Source organism: Bradyrhizobium oligotrophicum, from assembly GCF_051168495.1.
Lineage (GTDB): Bacteria > Pseudomonadota > Alphaproteobacteria > Rhizobiales > Xanthobacteraceae > Bradyrhizobium > Bradyrhizobium oligotrophicum_A.
The window spans coordinates 13,081-29,819 of record NZ_JBNPVB010000036.1 but is presented as its reverse complement, the minus strand read 5'-3'; the positions used below and the strand labels follow the sequence as shown (position 1 = coordinate 29,819).

Sequence of the window (16,739 nt, the reverse complement as noted above, 5' to 3'; positions counted from 1 at the left end):
AAACCGCCATCTCAAAGACGGAACGCATGTTGACGATCAAACCGCCAGCAACAAGGTGGGGGGAAATGATCGCTTACTGTACATCGCGGCATAGCGGCCGCTCGCATCGGTCTTCAGCCCGTACTGCCGGAAGCAGTCCGCCGCGTAGTCGTTCGGCGCCTCCAGCACGACGTAGACGCCCCAGCGCAGGTCGCGAAACACCGGCCGCCCGTCCCGCTCCAGCGACGACACCACCTCGACCATGCCCGATCGCTCCAGCACGCCGCCGCGGTCGCGCGGTCTCAGCACGTGCGGCAGATCGTCGACGCCGCAGGGCGGAAAGCACAGGCCATCCGTCGGCACGTCGAGCCCGGTGGCGTTGGCGATCGCCGCCATCTCGATCGCCGACTTGGTGCCGTCGAGGAAGGAGTTGAACATCTGCGGGTTCATGCCGGCGGACTGCGCTTCGCCGGCGGTCAAGCCGTAGTGCTGCCAGACGCCGTCGGGCGTGACGTCGTGATAGGACGGCAGATATTTGGTGCCCTTGCCGGCCGCCACGACGTGGAAGCCGGTCGCGCGCGCCCAGTCGACGAGCTCCGCCGTCAGCGCCGGCTGGTCGCCATAGGCGAGCGAATAGACCACGCCGGCCCTGCGCGCCTCGTCGGCGAGCAGCGGCCCGGCCAGCACGTCGGCCTCGACATTGACCATCACGATGTGCTTGCCGGCGCTGATCGCGGAGCGCGCGTGGCGAATGCCGGCGGCCGGGCTGCCGGTCGCCTCGACCACGACGTCGATCCCGTCAGCCAGCGCTTTCGTGCCATCAGCACTGAACGCCGTGCGTTCGATCAGCTCCGCGCTCCAGCCGACCGTTCGGCACGCGTCCCGGGCGCGCTGCGGATCGAGATCGATGATGACCGGCACTTCGAGCCCCGCGACATGCGGCACCTGTGCCAGGAACATCGAGCCGAACTTGCCGGCCCCGATCAGCGCGACTCGCACCGGCCTGCCGGACGCGTTGCGGGCTTGGAGGAGGGAATGGAGGTTCATTTTAGCATCCGGTTTTCAGATTGTCGCGCGACCTGCAACTATCAACCCCGTCGTCATGGCCGGGCTTGACCCGCCTGCGGGGCCGAAGCCCCTTCGGCGCGGCGAAGGCCCGGCCATCCATCTCGCAACAGAGCGCTTTTGCCTAAGGGGATGGATTCCCCGGGGCAAGCCCGGGCAAGACGACTTGTTTTGGTGGTTCGCCTTATGCCTCTACTCCGCCGCCTCGCGATGCGCTCGCGCGAGCTGCAGCAACGCGTCGTCCGGCAGCGTCGCAATCGGCGTGAAGTCGCGATGCGCAATGTACTCCGGCCGCGTCGGCGAGCGGATGTAGTTCGAGACCGCGTTGAGCGTGAGGTATACGATCTTGCGCGGGTAGGGCGTGATGTTGCCGGCCGAGCCGTGCACGAGATTGCCGTGGAACAGCAGCATGCCGCCGGGCCTGCCGGTCGGCGCGACGATGCCGCCCTCGGCGACCAGCCGCGTCACCGTCGCTTCGTCCAAGGTCCACAGCGGATAGGACGTCGTCGCGAGATCGTGTGACGCCTGGAGGTCGCCGGCATGCTGGCTGCGGGGCACCAGCATCAAGGGGCCGTTGATCGGCATCACCTCGTCGAGAAAGATCGCGATGTTCATCGCGCGCGGCTCCGGCATGCCGTCGTCGCGCTTCCAGGTGCCGTAGTCCTGGTGCCATTGCCAGACGTCGCCGGTGAAGGCCGATTTGGCGTTGATCTTGAACTGATGCATGTAGAGCTTCTCGCCGAAGATCTGCTCGATCGGATCGATCATGCGTGGATGCGCGGCCAGCACCCGAAACGCGTCGTTGTAGAGATGCGCGGCAAAGGCCGTGCGCGGCGCGCCGCTCTTCTCGCGCCAGACTTCGGGACGGTTGGCGGCATAGATCGCCTCGGCCTCGCGGGCGAGGAAGGCGGTCTCCTCCAGGCTGAACAACTCGGGCAGGAACAGCCAGCCCTCGCGGTTGAAGAACTCGGTCTGCTCCGATGTCAGCTTCATGGCGTTCTCCCTCGTTCGTTGGTCTCGACGGCGCCCGGTCTTCCCGCCGGGCTGCCCGCGATGCAAACCGTATCGTCCTGCCGCGCCTGTCGACATTGGCAGAATCCGGGTGGATCGCAACATTCTCCAAGCCTATTTTGCCAGCAGACGATACGGGGCAGAGCGACGATGGAGCCCGCCATGTCAGACTATTTCTACGCATTGTTCGAGACCGCGATCGGCACTTGCGCGATCGCCTGCGGACCGCGCGGCATCAATGCGGTGCAACTGCCGATGGGCGGCGTCGACAAGACCCGCCTCCGGATGCAGCAGCGCTACGCCGGCATCGCCGAGGCCGAGCCGCCGCAGCATGTGCAGCGCGTCATGACGCGTATCAAGGCGCTGCTCGCGGGGCAGCCTGATGATCTCGCCGACATCGACCTCGATCTCGACGGCGTCAGCGCGTTCCAACGCGGCGTCTACGACATCGCGCGCCGGATCCCGCCGGGCCGGACGCTGACCTACGGCGACATCGCCAAGCAGCTCGGCGGCGTCGCGCTGTCGCGCGAGGTCGGCCAGGCGCTCGGCCGCAACCCGTGCCCGATCGTGGTGCCCTGCCATCGCGTGCTCGCGGCCGGCAACAAGCCCGGCGGCTTCTCCGCCAATGGCGGCGTCGACACCAAGCTGAAGATGCTGGCGATCGAGGGCGCGGCGGTGAACCATACGCCGAGCCTGTTCGATTGATCGCGAGCAGTTGTGTCAACGGTGGCAGGCCTTCGTTCAGCGGGAGCTCGCCGAAACGTTCAACTCGTCGGAGCGCCGGCACGGCGCTCGTGGCTAAGCAATTCCAAATGGCCGTCAGTATGAATCAGGTTTCATGCCGGGCCTAATAAGCATTCAAGGATGCATTCACCACGCGCCGATCTCTGCAAGCCTGGAAACCACCCGGTAACGCGCCGTCCCTCTAGTAATGCGCATTGACGACATTCAGGAGGAGACATTGATGTTGATGAGGATCGCGCGAAAATTTTTTGGGCCCCATGCTCTCAATTCCGGCTTCGGCCTGGTGACGATGTTCGCCTTGACGGGCGTCGTCGCGTCTCTCGTGCTGGTCCAGCACGGCGTGAACATCAGCCCGCCCGCGATGTTCTGAGCAGACGGCTGACGCGCGGCAGGACGGTGCACCTCGTGGGCGCACCGTCGCGTGACCTCAGAGCGTCTTCAGATACTCGACCAGGTCCCAGCGCTCTTCCTCGGAGAAGGCGCCGCCGATGATCCCGTTCGGATAGTCCTTGTTGGGCTTCGCGGGACCCTCGAAGGAATGGCCGCGCGTACTGTTGCCCTTGATCGGCTTGCCGCTGGACTCCGTGGTCATGAACAAGGTCTGCCCGACCTTGCACGCGCTCTCGCCGCCCTTCGGCACGGCGAAGCCGACCTGCTTCGGGTCATAGTCGCGGGCGCCCTGGCAGAACGAGGACGGCCGCTCGGCGGCGGGTGTCAGCAGCCAGTATAGTGACGGTACCGAGCCGTTGTGCAGATAGGGCGCGGTCGACCAGACGCCGTTGAGCGGGCGGGCCCGGTAGCTCTTGCCGGCCGGGTTTGGGCAGTTCTGGCGGTCGCCCCACAATGCGGCCCGCTCGGCTGGAGAGAGGTTACGGTCCTCCATCCATTTGTCGCTCGCCTTCTGCACGACGGCCATCAGCGCCAGCGCGTAGGGCATGTCGGTGGTCGAGCCCTGCGGCAGGTTGCAACCCTTCAGATCCTTGGCCGGATCGACGTCGAGGAAGCCGGGCACCTTCACGGTGCGGGTGGCCAGGATGGTCGCTTGTCCGGGATCGGTCTGCATCGCATCGACCGGCTTCTGCACCAGATCGAGGATCGGGCCTCGCGCATTCCAGCCCTTATTCTCCCAATCCTCGGCCGGCTTGATCTTCCAGAAGCTCTTGTCCGGATAGGTCTTGTCGAACACCGGATCGGCGACCGGGCCGAGATGGCACTCGACGCAGACCGCAGCGTAGAGCTTGCGGCCGCGCTCGACACGGGCCGGGTCGACCTTCCAGGCGTCGTCGCCGGCAAACAGCTTCTCCGGCCATTTCGGCGAGGTCAGGCCGCCGAATGCCGGCATCGTCGTCGCGAACGGGTCGGGGCCGCGCAGCATGTCCTCGATATGGATGAGGTTCTCGAGCGCCATCGACGAGCGCCAGAGCTTGTTGCTCGCCGTCTCCGGCGAGAAGTTGATCTGCGCAAACACGCCGAGCGCCTCGCCGGCATTGCGGATCAGGGGCTGAGAGATCGAGCCGTCATACTGCGCCCAGGAGAACCAGGGCACGGTCCAGATCGGCGGATAGGACACCGGTGCGTCGATGGCCTCCTGGTTGCCGAGCATGTTCGGCAGGCCGCTCACGGCCATGTCGAGATAGAACACCTGATTACCGATGCGATTGAGCGCATCGAGCCGCCCGAACCCTTCCTCGGTTTCGGTCTGGCCTTTGGCCTCGATCGCGGCCTGATAGTTCTTGGCCTGCATGGTGAGCGCGAAGTCGGTTGCGCCCTTCAGCCCCTTCTTCAGGGTGGCGCGATCGGCATCGGACGCGTTGGGGCCGAGCACGCGATCGGCGAAGCGCGAGAAGCGGCCAGGGACGTATTGCGTGAGGATCATCGCGAACCCCATGGCCTCTTCCAGCTTGCGCAGGTCAACCATGCCGGGACCGCCGTCGAAGCGGACGCTGACGCCCTTGTAGTGGATGCTGCCGGAGTGACAGGCCGCGCAGGTCAAGCCGATCTTGTCGGACTGTGCGGCGCCGGTGGCCGGATCGGTGGCGCCGCTGAGCCGGGCGAAGCCGACCGGCAGGCCGCCTTCATTGCCGGCCGGGCTCGGCTTCAGTCCGGCGGGCAGCGCCGGAGCGGTGTCGGTCTTGGCGGTCGCATTGGCCGCATAGCCGAACGAGCGCAACGCGCTGGGATCGCCATCGACGCTCTTCGGGCTCGGGATGAAGCCGAACCGTTCGAGATAGCTGCTGTCGGAGATCAGGCCCGGCGTGCCGAACGGCGACAGATAGGGCTGCTCCATCGCCATGAACCAGTCGTAGGGAATCGGGAAGGTCGCCGTGCCCTGCGTCACGTGGTGGAACCAGTGCCGGTCCTTGGTCGTCCAGCCCTGGTCGAGCCAGTAGGCCGCCTTGGTCGGCTCCGTCTCCGGCAGCGCTGGCGGAATCAGCGCCGCGAGCTTCTTCGGCAGGATCGCACTGAGCTTGTCGCTGACCGCGTCGGGCGCGGCCACCCAGGCCAGCAGCACGCCGACGACGACAACGATCACGGCGCCGATGACCGCCTTGCCGATGCGCCAGATGACGTTCGCAGGCTTCGGCTTGGCCATCAGCCGTGCGGCGATGCGCTGCGGAAAGCGGCGCTCGACGAACAGGGTGCGGACTTCGGCGACGGATAGATAGCGCGTATCGCCTTCGCCCTTGCCCAGAATGTTCAGCAGCACCGGCCATTCGCCCTGCATCAGCAGCGGGTAGTACCAGCGCGCCTTGTCGCCATCGCGCTTCAGATTGGCCTTCATGAAGGTCTGGATCTGCGCTTCGTCGAGGCCGCGCTCGGTGCCGCCATTGGGATCGGCATAATCGCTGCCGAAGCCCGCGAGCCGGTCGATCTCCTCTGCATGGACCTTGGCCTCGGCGTCGAGGATACGTGAGCCGCCGCCGTGCTTGTCGAGCGGGCCGTTGCGCAACTGGTCGAGATCGGCGCCCGACCACAGGCTCTTCAGCAGCCGCAGCGGCGACAGGCCGTTGGCGATCAGCGCGACGCCGAAGGTCTTGACGCCGACGACGCGCTTCTTGAAGCCGGTCTCGCCGCTGGCCGCCTCGACGTTGTGGGCGATGGTCTTCAGCGGGACGCTGTGGCCGTCGACGAAGCCGCCGCCGACGAGCGCGCGCAGGAACGGGCAGGGATTGTCGGGCGAAACGGGAATCTGTCCGGGCAGGGCGTCACGGACGCGGGAGCTGTCTTCTTGCATCGAACGACATCCTCGAAAAGCACCTGAGTGATGAAAACGTAGGTCACGCAAACGAAGAAAATCGGCGCCGAATTGCGCCGCGGCATGGGCCGAGTCCGGCCATCTGAACGGTATACGCTATGATGCAATCGTGAATGATCGGCGCAACCCGCCGCAGTGTCAACCTCAAGTCGCGATCGCGCTATTCGCCCGCGTATTTCGCCTTGGTGTCGACCAGGGTCAGCTTGGTCAGCGGCACGCCGGCTTTGACGAGCCCGTCGCGATAATGGGCGATGTCCGCCGAATTGCGCCAGCGGATGTTGCTCAGCAGCCGGTCGATCGTCATCCACGGATGCTGGCTCAGGAGCGCTGCGACGGCCTCGCCGGCTTCGGCCGACCGTCCGAGCTGCGCCAGGGCCGCCGCGCGAATGGCGAGGCACTGCAGATGGTTGGGATTCTGGTAGTGCGACTCGCGGGCCCAGGACAGCGAGGCGTCATACTGGCCGAGCATGTAGTGGCTGAATGCGCTGAGCACCGACCATTGATAGCGCGGATCGCTGTTGCCGCGCTGGGCCGCCACCGAGAACAGCTCGATCGCCTGGCGGTGCTCGCCGCCGACGAGATGGCACACGCCGAGCACGCCGCGCGCGCCCATGTCGTAGGGATTGAGCTGCAGCGCCTTGCGCGCCGCCTCCATGCCTGCCTCGACGCGACCCTGCATGGCATGGACGTAGGCCAGCAGCGAATAGGAGAACGATGCGCGGGAATCGAGCCGCACGCTGGCCTCGGCGAGCATCATCGCCTCGTCCCACAGCCCCCGCGAATTCCGGATCCAGCCGAAATGAATGCCCTGCAGCAGGATGGTGCCGAGATAGGTGTGGGCGATGGCGAGGCCCGGGTCGATCCTGATCGCCTCGCGGAACAGCGCGATCGAACTCTCGTAGTCGGCCTTGGTGGGCTGGTAGTAGTGCGACAACCCGCGCAGGAAGCGGTCCCAGGCCGTGAGGTCTGTCGTCTTGGCGCGCACCGGCACCGCCGCCTCGGCGCGATAGATCTCGGGGATCAGCGCGGTGCACAGATTGGCGGTGATGTCGTCCTGCACGGCGAACAGGTCGCCGATGTCGCGGTCGTAGCGGCCGGCCCATAGTTGTTCGCCGTTCTCCGGCGCGACCAGTTCGGCGGTGACCCTGATCTTGTTGCCGGAGCGCCGCACCGAGCCTTGGATCAGATAGGTCGCATCGATCTCGCGGGCGATCAAGCGGGCACTCATTCCTGCATGCTTGAAGGCAAAGGTGGAGTTGCGGCTGAGCACCCGAAAGAAGGATTGCAGCGACAGCGCGTGGATAAGGTCTTCCGCCAGTCCGTCCGAGAAATACTCGTCGGTCTCACTGCTGAGATTGGCAAAGGGCAGCACGCCGACGATGGCCGTCCGGTATTGCGCCGGCAGGGACGTCGCAACCTGCGGCTCGGGGACCTTCTCCGGCGTGGAGGGATCCCAGGTCCAGACGTTGATGCTGTCTTCGATGTTCTTGAAGCGGAACGGTCCCCGGTCGACGAAGGTGACCGTCAGGTGCTTGCTCGCTTCCTGATAGGCTTTGTTGGAGAGAGCGATTCCGCCAGGCGGGGCTGCGGCTTCAAGTCGCACCGCGGTGTTGACGCTGTCGCCGAACACCTCGTCCTCGTCGAAGATGACGTCGCCCATGTTCACGCCGAGGCGGAACTGCATCACGCGATCGGCCGGCAGGTGAGCATTGCGCTCGGCCATCAGCTTCTGCACCTCGACCGCGGCCGCGATCGCGCTGACGATGCTCGGAAACTCCAGCAGAAACCCGTCGCCGGTGTACTTCACGATCCGGCCGCCGTGATTGAGAATGACCGGATGGATGGCGCCGCGATGCGCCTTGAACGCGGCATGGGTTCCCGCCTCGTCGGCGCCCATCATCCGCGAGTAACCGACCACATCAGCGCAGACAATGGCGGCCAGCCGTCTCTCCATTCGTTCCTCGCTCCGACAGAGGGCGATAACACGGCAACGTCGCTCGAATCCAATGATTTTGCGGAAGCAATGTGTAGGCCATGTGGCAACTCGGAGACGGATGCTGCGATCGGCTCAGGTCAACCCCGCCTTGATCAGCCCGTCGCGGTAGTGGTCGATGTCGGCTCGATTCTTCCAGCGGATGTTCTTGAGGTGACGCTCGAGCGTCAGCCAGGGATACTGCTCGCCCAGGCCCGCGACGGCCTCGCGGGCCTGATCGCGTTCGCCGAGCTGCCCCAGGGTCGCTGCCCGGATGGTCAGCGCCTGCAGATGGTTGGGATACAGGAACAGCTCTTCACGCGCCCAGGACAGCGCCGCCTCGTAGCGGCCGAGCAGATAGTGGCTGTAGGCGTTCAGCGCCGGCCATTGATAGCGCGGGTCACTGTTGCCGCGCTGGGCCGCGATCGAGAACTGGTCGATTGCCTGCTGATGATCGCCGGCGACCATGTGGCAGAGACCGAGCACGCCGCGGGCGCCCATGTCGTAGGCATTGAGGTCCGTGGCCTTGCGCGCCGCCTTCATGCCGTCCTCGTGCGCCCCCTGCATCGCCTGCACGAACGCCAGGATCGCGTAGGCGAACGAGGAGCGCGCGTCGAGCCGGACGCTGTCGAGCGCCAGAGTCTTTGCCTCGTCCCACAGTTCGCGCGAGCCCTTGATCCAGCCGAAGCTGATGCCCTGCATCAGGATGGTCGCCAGATAAGCGTGCGCGATGCCGAGGGTGGGATCGAGCGCGATGGATTCGCGAAACAGTGCGATCGAGACTTCGTAGTCGACCTTGGTCGGTCGATAGTAGTGCGACAAGCCGCGCAGGAAGCGGTCCCAGCCGGTCGGGTTCGTCGTCGGCGAACGCATCGGAACCGAGGCCTCGACGCGGTAGATCTCCGGCATCAGCGCCGCGCACAGGCTGGTGGTGATCTCGTCCTGCATCGCGAAGAGGTCGCCGACATCGCGATCGTAGCGTCCGGTCCATAATTGGGCGCCGGTCTCGGGGGCGATCAGCTCGGCGGTCACGCGGATCTTGTCCTGCGAGCGCCGCACCGTTCCCTGGATCAGATAGGTCGCATCGATCTCGCGGGCGATCAGGCGGGGATTGAGGCTGCGGTCCCGGAAGCGAAACGTCGACGTGCGGCTCAGGACGCGAAAGAAAGATTGCAGCGACAGCGCATGGATCAGATCGTCCGCAAGCCCGTCGGCGAGGTATTCGTCGGCCGCATCGGCGAGATTGGCGAATGGCAGCACGCCGACAATGGCCGTGCGATTGTGCGACGGCAGGCTGTCGGCGTTTGCCTGCCGCCGGAGCGCCGCCTCGTTGCCGGGTTCCCAGGTCCAGGCCTGTATCGGCGCCTGGAGATTCCTGAACTGGAAGTTCCCGGCGTTGGTCAGGTTGACGGGAAGCTGCGGGCTGGCCTCCTCATAGGCCCTGCCCGAGACGGCAACGCCGCCGGGGGTGGCGATCGACTCGAGATTGACGGCGACGTTGATGCCGTCTCCGAAGGCCTCGCCGTCGTCGATCGTGACCTCGCCCCTGTGGATGCCAAGGCGAAAGCGCATGTTGCGGTCGGCCGGCAGGTGCGCGTTGCGCTCCGCCATCAGGCACTGCATCTCAACCCCGAACTGGATGGCGCTGGCCGCGTTCGCGAACTCCAGCAGGAAGCCATCGCCGGTGTGTTTGACGATGCGGCCGGCATGATTGAGGATGATCGGATGGATCGCGCCGCGATGCGCCTTGAAGGCGGCGTGCGTGCCGGCCTCATCGATCCCCATCATGCGCGAGTAGCCGGCGACGTCGGCGCAAAGGATGGCAGCGAGGCGTCTTTCCATCACGTCATGCTCCCGCCTCGCGGATACCATGGCCGAGGCGGCCGAATCCAATCCTTTTCCAGACCCAATCGCGCTACTTTCGACCGTGCGGCCTCCGGCCGCCGCTCGGGACGGGCAACACCAGGGATGAATAGAGATTAGATCGGTTTCGTTAGGAAACGTTCAATCATGTTTGGAATTCACGATCTGCCGCTGTTCCTCGTCTCCGGGCTGCTGCTCAACGTCACGCCGGGTCCGGATACGGCCTACATCGTCGGCCGCAGCGCGCAGCTGGGCTGGCGAGGCGGCGCGGCCGCCGCCTTCGGCATCAGCGCGGGGTGTCTGGTCCACGTGCTCGCCAGCGCGATCGGGCTGTCGGCGCTGCTCACCGCATCGGCGACGGCATTCACCGTGGTGAAATGGGCGGGAGCTGCCTACCTCGTCTCCATCGGCCTGGTCCAGCTCCTGGCGCGTCGAAAGGACATGGCAGCAGCAAGCACCGCGACCGCGGCGCCAGTGGTGTTGCTGCGCCAGGTGTTCTGGCAGGGCGCGCTCACCAACGTTCTGAATCCGAAGGTGGCGATGTTCTTCCTCGCCTTCCTGCCGCAATTCGTCGCGGCTGACGCGCCGCACAAGGCATTTGCTTTCCTGCTCCTCGGGACGATCTTCATCGTCAACAGCACGCTCTGGTGCCTCGGCGTTGCCGTCGCGGCGGCCCGCGCCGCGCGCGGCGTGCGGCGCTCCTCCGACGCGATGCTCTGGCTGAACCGCGCGATCGGCGGCCTGCTCATCTATCTCGGCGTCCGGATCGCGATGATCGAGGCGCGCTGATCACCACACCAGCTCGATAATGGCGCTGACGGCGAGATAGAGGCCGAGGAGGATCATGGCGATCATGAACACACGGCGGAAGGCTTCGGCCGGCAGCCGCGACCGCGCCGCCTGGCCCACGAACATGCCGAGAAAGGCGCAGACCATCGCGATCGCGCCGGGCAGGGCGGTGGCCGTGCTGAGCAGGCCGGAGCTCGTCAAGTTGAAGGCGAGCGTGACGGTGGCGACCGTGAAGAATACGCCGAGCGCCTGGATCAGCTCATCCTTCTCGAGGCCGATGGCCTGCATGTAGGGCACCGACGGCACGACCTGCACGCCGGTCGCGGCCGAGATCAGTCCGGTGATCAGTCCGACGATGCCGCCAACCCACTTCTCGTGGCGCTCTGCGACCTTGAAGGCATAGCGGGTGAGTCCGAAGAGGGCATAGACTATCAGCAGCACGCCGAGCGCGATGTTGCCGTAGTGCGTCGAGGCATGGCTGAGCGCGCCGGCGTTCAGGCAGATGCCGATCGCGGTGCCGACCATCAGCGGCCACAGGCGCCTGGCGATGTCGCGGAGATAGCGGCCGGCGAAGGTCTGCCAGATGTTGGTGATGACGGCCGGCACGATGACGATCGCCAGCGCCCGGCCGGGCGGCATCGCCACAGCGAGCAGACCGACCGAAATGGTCGGCAGGCCGAGGCCGAGCGCACCCTTCACGAAGCCGGCGAGCGTCAGGGCCAAGGCGATGAAGATGAGTATCGGATCGATCATCTGCGGACATTGACCGGACCGTGCGCAGGGCACAATGTGGAGGATACGGAGATAGCCTTCGTCTATGACTGAGGCAGAAGGATATGCGTTTCGACCTGGTCGATCTCAGGCTGTTCATTGCCGTCGCCGAAGCGCGCAGCATCACCGGCGGCGCCGACCGGGCCCATCTGGCGCTGGCCTCGGCCAGCGCGCGCATCAAGGGGCTCGAGGAGGCGTTCGGCGTCGCGCTGTTCAAGCGTGGACGTCGCGGCGTCGATCTGACGGGGGCAGGCGAAAGCCTGCTCGGCCATGCCCGCATCATCATGGCCAATGTCGAGGCCATGCAGGGCGAACTGTCGGGCTTCGCATCCGGGCAGCGGGCGAATGTGCAGCTGCTTGCCAATACGGTCGGCCTTGCCGAGCATCTGCCCCGCGCGCTGGCGACCTTCCTGCACGCGAACCCGGACATCAATGTCGACGTCGAGGAGCGCGAGAGCACCGAGATCGCCGAGGCGATCGCCTCCGGCCGGGCCGATCTCGGCTTCGCCGCGGAGCACGCGTTGCCGGAGACGATCGAACGCTTCGCCTTTGGCGAGGACCGTCTGATCCTGGTGGCCGGCAAGCCGGGCCCGTTTGCGGGCCGCAGGCAGATCGATTTCAGCGAAACCGCGGGGCAGGACTTCATCGGCCTCACCCAGGGGACGGCGCTCAACGTCCATATCGGCCGCCATGCGGCGCGGCTCGGCATCCGCCTGCAGGTGCGGGCACGGCTGCGCGATTTCGATGCGATCTGCGAGATGGTGGCGGCCGGCATCGGCATCGCCGTCCTGCCGGAAGCCGCCGCGCGCCGCTGCGCTCGGTCGATGCCGATCAGCCTGATCGCGCTGCGCGATGCCTGGGCCGACCGCCGGCTCGTGATCTGCGCCCGCAGCTTCAAGGCATTGCCGCGGCCGGCAAAGCTGCTCGTCGAGCATCTGCGCCGGGCGGCGGTGTGAGCGGGGCGTGCGCGGTCTCGAGGAACGGCCGGCCGTGGGGCGTCAGCCGGCCGCGAGCCGCTTCAGCGCCGCCTCGTGGACGCGCTTGTCGCCGGCGGCGACGATCCGCCCGCCGTTCTGCGCCGGGCCGCCTTCCCAGTCGGTGACGATGCCGCCGGCGCCGTTGATGATCGGGATCAGCGCCGCGATGTCGTAGGGCTTCAGTTCGGTCTCGATGACGAGATCGAGATGGCCGGCCGCCAGCATGCAATAGGAGTAGCAGTCGCCGCCATAGCGCGACAGCCGCGTCTCGGCCTCGACACGGGCGAAGGTGGCGCGATCGGAGTCGTTCATCAGCCGCGGGCTTGTGGTGTAGCAGACGGCATCCTCGAGCCGCTCACAGCGCCGCACCGAGAGCCGGCGCTCGCCGGTCGCATTCCTGTAGTTGGCCGAGCCGTTGTCGCCGGCGAAGCGCTCGGCGATGAACGGCTGGTGCATCATGCCGAACACCGGCGTGCCCTTGTGCAGCAGCGCGATCAGCGTGCCCCAGGTCGGGAAGCCCGCGATGAAGGATTTGGTGCCGTCGATCGGGTCCAGCACCCAGACATAATCGGCGTCCTCGCGCTCGTTGCCGAATTCTTCGCCGACGATGCCATGCTGCGGAAAGTTCGCCTTGATCAGCCGGCGCATCACCGCCTCGGCGGCGCGGTCGGCCTCGGTCACGGGATCGAAATCCTGCCGGCTGCTCTTGTTGTCGACCAGAAGCGAGGTCCGAAAGAACGGCAGGATGGTTTCGCCCGAGGCGGTCGCCAGGCGACCGATGAAGGCAGAGAAGTCGATGACCGTCACAACACGTCCTTCGGTGAGGGAATCGGATGGCACTCAGCCGGGTCATGCCTAGCTCAAAGTGCTCGGACGCGCATCCGGAGATGGAACGGCGACCTGGCATCGTGGATATCGTTCGGTGACCACAGGGGTTCGGATCAGCGCGAGTTTTCTGCCCTCGTCGTTCAACCGAAACCCAAAGCGAAATCACCGGCGCCGCCCGTTTGATCAGACTTTTCAATCAAGTCATTGACGTATCTGATGAAAAACCGGGTCTGGGTCGCGCTGGCTGCAACCCGGCCTGTGTTTTTTGCATGGAGATCGGCGGAAAAACCCTTGCTCTTTGTGCAGCGCATCTGCATATTGTTGCGGTGCGGTAGCGCTTTCGCGTTATCGCTGCCCTCCTTGGGCGTTTCCTCCCTAGACTTGGGCCGCTTGTCATTCAAGCGGCCCTTTTTTTTGCGTCGACGCGATTTTTTGCGCTGAGGCGGTCTGCGACAAGACAATACGTCGTGGCGAACGCGCGTCAGGTCTATTCGGCGGCCGCCTGGAACGGGCCGAGATCGCCGAGCGGCACCGTCGCCAGCACCTCGGCGAGCACGGCGAGATCGGAGGCGACCTGGGCGAAGCGCGGCCCGCGCTCGCGCTTGCGCTCGTCCATGTAGATCGCGCGGTTGAGCTCGATCTGGATCGCGTGCAGGCCCGAGGCCGGATTGCCGTAATGCTCGGTGATGAAACCGCCGGCATAGGGCTTGTTGCGGCCGACCGAATAGCCGAGCCGGCCGAGCACGTCCTCGAACAGGTCCGGCAGCAGCGAGGCGCAGCTGGTGCCGTAGCGGTCGCCGATCACCATGTCGGGCCGTCGCGGCTCGTCGCGGGACACGCCGACCGACGGCATCGAATGGCAATCGACCAGCACGACGGTGCCGAACTGCTGGTGCACGCGGTTGATCAGCCGGCGCAGCGCGCGGTGATACGGCTTGTACAGCGTCTCGATCCGGTGCAGCGCCTCGTCGACGCTGAGCCGGTCGCGGTAGATCTCCTGGCCGTCGCCGACCACGCGCGGAATGGTGCCCAGCCCACCGGCGACCCGCATCGAGCGGGTGTTGGCAAAGCTCGGCAGCCGGCCGGTGAACATCCGCGGATCGAGCTCGTAGGGCTCGCGATTGACGTCGACATAGCAGCGCGGGAAGTGCACGCGAACCACCGGAAATCCGCGCGACAACAGGTCGGCGATCAACTCGTCCATGAACGAATCTTCGGAGCGTCGCAGCGACGGCAGATCGATCCGCGAGGCGCGGAGGAACTCGTCCGGATAGGCCGATCCGGAGTGCGGCGAATTGAAGATGATGGGCGCGCGCCAATCGGCAGGCTCCATGATCTCGAACGGCGGCAATTCGCCATCAAAGTCCGTCATCTCTGGGCGCCGTCCCCTTGGTCACGTGCTTCGGTGTCACGCGAGTCGATGTCAGGTGTGTTGGTGTAGATGTGTCGGTGTAGGTGTGTCCGTCCGTCGATACGCCGGTATCCTCCGGCCGATTCGCGCTGGACGACGCAGGCACTGCTCTTGCCAACCCGCATCTTCGATAATCCGAGCCGTTCTGCCAAGCGAAAAGCAATGAAAAAGTTCATGTCCCGTTTGGAACAACTCTGAGCTGGCATGGCCAATTGGGGCGACCGAGAGCGTATTCGGCCCTCAAATTGCCTTGCCGTCGTCGGATCAAAAGGCGCAATCTTTCACCCGAAATTTACCGTCCGTCAGGCTTAGTGACGGCAACGCCGCGCCTCTCACCCGGACCAGACTGCTCCCCACCATGCACAAGATCCTGCTCGCCGAAGACGACAACGACATGCGCCGCTTCCTGGTCAAGGCATTGGAAAATGCCGGGTTCCAGGTTTCGCCCCACGACAACGGCATGTCGGCCTACCAGCGGCTGCGCGAGGAGCCGTTCGAGATGCTGCTCACCGACATCGTGATGCCGGAGATGGACGGCATCGAGCTGGCGCGCCGCGCCTCCGAGCTCGATCCGGACATCAAGATCATGTTCATCACCGGCTTTGCCGCGGTCGCCCTCAACTCCGATTCGGAGGCGCCCAAGAACGCCAAGGTGCTGTCCAAGCCGGTGCACCTCCGCGAGCTCGTCAGCGAAGTCAACAAGATGCTGGCGGCCTGAGCCGCCGAGGGCAGACGTCGCGGCCGCGTGGATTATTCCCAATTTCGGCATTTTGCGTCCTTGCCTGCCCGCGTGGGAGCCGATATAGGGACGCCCACCCGAACGATATTGGATTAGGGCACGTAGCTCAGCGGGAGAGCACTACCTTGACATGGTAGGGGTCACAGGTTCGATCCCTGTCGTGCCCACCACCCTTCCGGACGTCGGCTGATTTCATTGAGCTTTTCGTTCGATTTCCCGCACCTAGCTTATCGGTGAGGGAATAGACGTTCGCTCTATGATCCGCGGAGCCGATCATTCGCTCGAGCTTGGCGACGCCGCCATACGCCAACTTCTTGCGATTGGCGTTCCGCGTGTAATGGCTCGCCATTCGACGATCGGTCCAACCGAAGATCGCGTCCAGCTCGGCTTCCGTCGCACCGTTTTCCGCAGCGACCGTCGCAGCCGCCTTGCGCAGGCCGTGCGCTGATCGATTCGCCAATCCAGCGGCGACGCACTTCTCCTTGAACACGTTGCCGAGGCTCTCCTTGGTCATCGGCTTGCCCTGCCGGGTCGCGATATAGGTCTCGGTTCCGACCGGACCCGCCTCCAACGTCCGGCGCAGGACATCGAGCATCGGGAAGGTGACCTCAATGGTCTCGCTCCCCTTTTCCAGGCGCTTCGTGATGATCGGAACGGAGATCCGCTCGATATTTCCGTCAGGCCCGATCCGCTCTTGCACCTGTTCGGTCACGTCGGCAGGGCCGAATGATGCTGCGTCACCCCGCCGAAAGCCAGTGAAGAGGTAGACGTCGATCATGACGCGCTCTCGCGTGCCGAGCGGCCAGCGCTTGTAGTAACGCCGAACGTCGGCATCAGACCAGGTGACGAAGCCTTCTGTCTTCGCCGGCTTGGGTGTCTTGATTCCTTCGGTGGGATCTGCCGGCAGAATCTTTTGGGCGACAGCCCACGCGAACATCCGTCTCATGGTGGTGAGGAAATGCCGGGCCGCGGAGGGGTTTTGAGCGCGACGCCCAAGCCCGTCTAGGATGTGCTGCTTCTGGATTGCGGCTGCTCTTTTGTTGCCGTTGGCCTCCAGAACATGAATCATGAGGCTGTTGCGCTGCTTATGAGTGCTCGCCTTCATCTCGCGCCAATCCGGCGCTTTTGCCTTGTATTCTTCCCATAGCCATTTGAGGCTACCATCAAAGATCTTCGCCCTCGCCTCGCTGGGATCGATTGCGAGGCGTGGCCGATTGAACATGTCGGCTACAGCGATGTCGTAGTTGCGGTTGAATTCTATGGAGCCGTACTCGCCGCGAATGCGAGTGCGTTTACCGCCGATGTCCTTGTTGCGAACGTACCAGACCGTCCTG

General features: G+C 65.2%; 13 protein-coding genes, 1 tRNA gene and 2 pseudogenes. 6 read left to right on the top strand and 10 right to left on the bottom strand.

Translation table 11 applies throughout. From position 1 onward, the window contains the following. Positions 1-78: 78 nt before the first annotated feature. Positions 79-1,026 (bottom strand): annotated as a pseudogene (locus ACQR1B_RS35185) (NAD(P)H-dependent oxidoreductase); the annotation flags it as partial. A 210-nt stretch (positions 1,027-1,236) separates the two neighbouring features. Then, positions 1,237-2,037, bottom strand: a complete 801-nt coding sequence (locus ACQR1B_RS35180) for a phytanoyl-CoA dioxygenase family protein (RefSeq protein WP_434837457.1) — start codon at positions 2,035-2,037, stop codon at positions 1,237-1,239. A 180-nt stretch (positions 2,038-2,217) separates the two neighbouring features. Between ACQR1B_RS35180 and ACQR1B_RS35175 the strand changes: the two genes are divergently transcribed. Both ACQR1B_RS35175 and ACQR1B_RS35170 read left to right on the top strand, forming a co-directional pair. Then, entirely contained in the window at positions 2,218-2,760 is a 543-nt protein-coding gene (locus ACQR1B_RS35175; protein WP_434837456.1) for a methylated-DNA--[protein]-cysteine S-methyltransferase, read from the top strand. A gap of 259 nt (positions 2,761-3,019) precedes the next feature. After that, on the top strand, positions 3,020-3,169 hold the full coding sequence (locus ACQR1B_RS35170) for a hypothetical protein (protein ID WP_434837455.1): 150 nt from the start codon (positions 3,020-3,022) through the stop codon (positions 3,167-3,169). Positions 3,170-3,226: 57 nt separating this feature from the next. On the opposite strand, the gene ACQR1B_RS35165 is transcribed toward ACQR1B_RS35170, so the two are convergent. From ACQR1B_RS35165 to ACQR1B_RS35155, 3 genes are all read right to left on the bottom strand, one after another. Beyond that, positions 3,227-6,034: a di-heme-cytochrome C peroxidase gene (locus ACQR1B_RS35165; protein WP_434837454.1), complete on the bottom strand. Its 2,808-nt coding sequence runs from the start codon at positions 6,032-6,034 to the stop codon at positions 3,227-3,229. Positions 6,035-6,215: 181 nt separating this feature from the next. Next, entirely contained in the window at positions 6,216-8,009 is a 1,794-nt protein-coding gene (locus ACQR1B_RS35160) for an adenylate/guanylate cyclase domain-containing protein (RefSeq protein WP_434837453.1), read from the bottom strand. Between the two features lie 114 nt (positions 8,010-8,123). After that, positions 8,124-9,869, bottom strand: a complete 1,746-nt coding sequence (locus tag ACQR1B_RS35155) for an adenylate/guanylate cyclase domain-containing protein (RefSeq protein ID WP_434837459.1) — start codon at positions 9,867-9,869, stop codon at positions 8,124-8,126. A 168-nt stretch (positions 9,870-10,037) separates the two neighbouring features. Between ACQR1B_RS35155 and ACQR1B_RS35150 the strand changes: the two genes are divergently transcribed. After that, on the top strand, positions 10,038-10,679 hold the full coding sequence (locus ACQR1B_RS35150; RefSeq protein ID WP_434837452.1) for a LysE family translocator: 642 nt from the start codon (positions 10,038-10,040) through the stop codon (positions 10,677-10,679). Here ACQR1B_RS35150 and ACQR1B_RS35145 read toward each other — a convergent pair whose 3' ends face one another. Continuing rightward, entirely contained in the window at positions 10,680-11,432 is a 753-nt protein-coding gene (locus tag ACQR1B_RS35145) for a sulfite exporter TauE/SafE family protein (RefSeq protein WP_434837451.1), read from the bottom strand. Positions 11,433-11,515: 83 nt separating this feature from the next. On the opposite strand from ACQR1B_RS35145, the gene ACQR1B_RS35140 reads away from it, so the two are divergent. Further along, complete coding sequence (locus ACQR1B_RS35140) at positions 11,516-12,406, top strand: LysR family transcriptional regulator (RefSeq protein ID WP_434837450.1); 891 nt, start codon at positions 11,516-11,518, stop codon at positions 12,404-12,406. A gap of 42 nt (positions 12,407-12,448) precedes the next feature. Here the strand turns inward: ACQR1B_RS35140 and hisN are convergent, their stop codons facing one another. The 3 genes from hisN to ACQR1B_RS35125 form a co-directional block, all read right to left on the bottom strand. After that, positions 12,449-13,234 (bottom strand): histidinol-phosphatase, encoded by a 786-nt coding sequence (hisN, locus tag ACQR1B_RS35135; protein ID WP_434837458.1) that lies wholly within the window; start codon positions 13,232-13,234, stop codon positions 12,449-12,451. 161 nt (positions 13,235-13,395) lie between these two features. Continuing rightward, positions 13,396-13,656, bottom strand: a complete 261-nt coding sequence (locus ACQR1B_RS35130; RefSeq protein ID WP_434837449.1) for a hypothetical protein — start codon at positions 13,654-13,656, stop codon at positions 13,396-13,398. A gap of 86 nt (positions 13,657-13,742) precedes the next feature. Next, the gene (locus tag ACQR1B_RS35125) at positions 13,743-14,627 is read right to left on the bottom strand and encodes an N-formylglutamate amidohydrolase (RefSeq protein WP_434837448.1); all 885 of its coding nucleotides are present in this window, start codon (positions 14,625-14,627) and stop codon (positions 13,743-13,745) included. 397 nt (positions 14,628-15,024) lie between these two features. On the opposite strand from ACQR1B_RS35125, the gene cpdR reads away from it, so the two are divergent. Both cpdR and ACQR1B_RS35115 read left to right on the top strand, forming a co-directional pair. Next, positions 15,025-15,384, top strand: a complete 360-nt coding sequence (cpdR, locus tag ACQR1B_RS35120) for a cell cycle two-component system response regulator CpdR (protein ID WP_006610087.1) — start codon at positions 15,025-15,027, stop codon at positions 15,382-15,384. Positions 15,385-15,500: 116 nt separating this feature from the next. Then, a tRNA-Val gene (locus tag ACQR1B_RS35115) sits at positions 15,501-15,575 on the top strand. A 161-nt stretch (positions 15,576-15,736) separates the two neighbouring features. Here the strand turns inward: ACQR1B_RS35115 and ACQR1B_RS35110 are convergent. Then, positions 15,737-16,627 (bottom strand): annotated as a pseudogene (locus tag ACQR1B_RS35110) (tyrosine-type recombinase/integrase); the annotation flags it as partial. Positions 16,628-16,739: the final 112 nt, after the last annotated feature.

Excerpts from the sequence above, each read along its gene's own strand:
- ACQR1B_RS35180 (WP_434837457.1), bottom strand. The coding sequence starts at position 2,037 with ATGAAGCTGACATCGGAGCAGACCGAGTTCTTCAACCGCGAGGGCTGG.
- ACQR1B_RS35175 (WP_434837456.1), top strand. The coding sequence starts at position 2,218 with ATGTCAGACTATTTCTACGCATTGTTCGAGACCGCGATCGGCACTTGC.
- ACQR1B_RS35170 (WP_434837455.1), top strand. The coding sequence starts at position 3,020 with ATGTTGATGAGGATCGCGCGAAAATTTTTTGGGCCCCATGCTCTCAAT.
- ACQR1B_RS35165 (WP_434837454.1), bottom strand. The coding sequence starts at position 6,034 with ATGCAAGAAGACAGCTCCCGCGTCCGTGACGCCCTGCCCGGACAGATT.
- ACQR1B_RS35160 (WP_434837453.1), bottom strand. The coding sequence starts at position 8,009 with ATGGAGAGACGGCTGGCCGCCATTGTCTGCGCTGATGTGGTCGGTTAC.
- ACQR1B_RS35155 (WP_434837459.1), bottom strand. The coding sequence starts at position 9,869 with ATGGAAAGACGCCTCGCTGCCATCCTTTGCGCCGACGTCGCCGGCTAC.
- ACQR1B_RS35150 (WP_434837452.1), top strand. The coding sequence starts at position 10,038 with ATGTTTGGAATTCACGATCTGCCGCTGTTCCTCGTCTCCGGGCTGCTG.
- ACQR1B_RS35145 (WP_434837451.1), bottom strand. The coding sequence starts at position 11,432 with ATGATCGATCCGATACTCATCTTCATCGCCTTGGCCCTGACGCTCGCC.
- ACQR1B_RS35140 (WP_434837450.1), top strand. The coding sequence starts at position 11,516 with ATGCGTTTCGACCTGGTCGATCTCAGGCTGTTCATTGCCGTCGCCGAA.
- ACQR1B_RS35125 (WP_434837448.1), bottom strand. The coding sequence starts at position 14,627 with ATGACGGACTTTGATGGCGAATTGCCGCCGTTCGAGATCATGGAGCCT.
- cpdR (WP_006610087.1), top strand. The coding sequence starts at position 15,025 with ATGCACAAGATCCTGCTCGCCGAAGACGACAACGACATGCGCCGCTTC.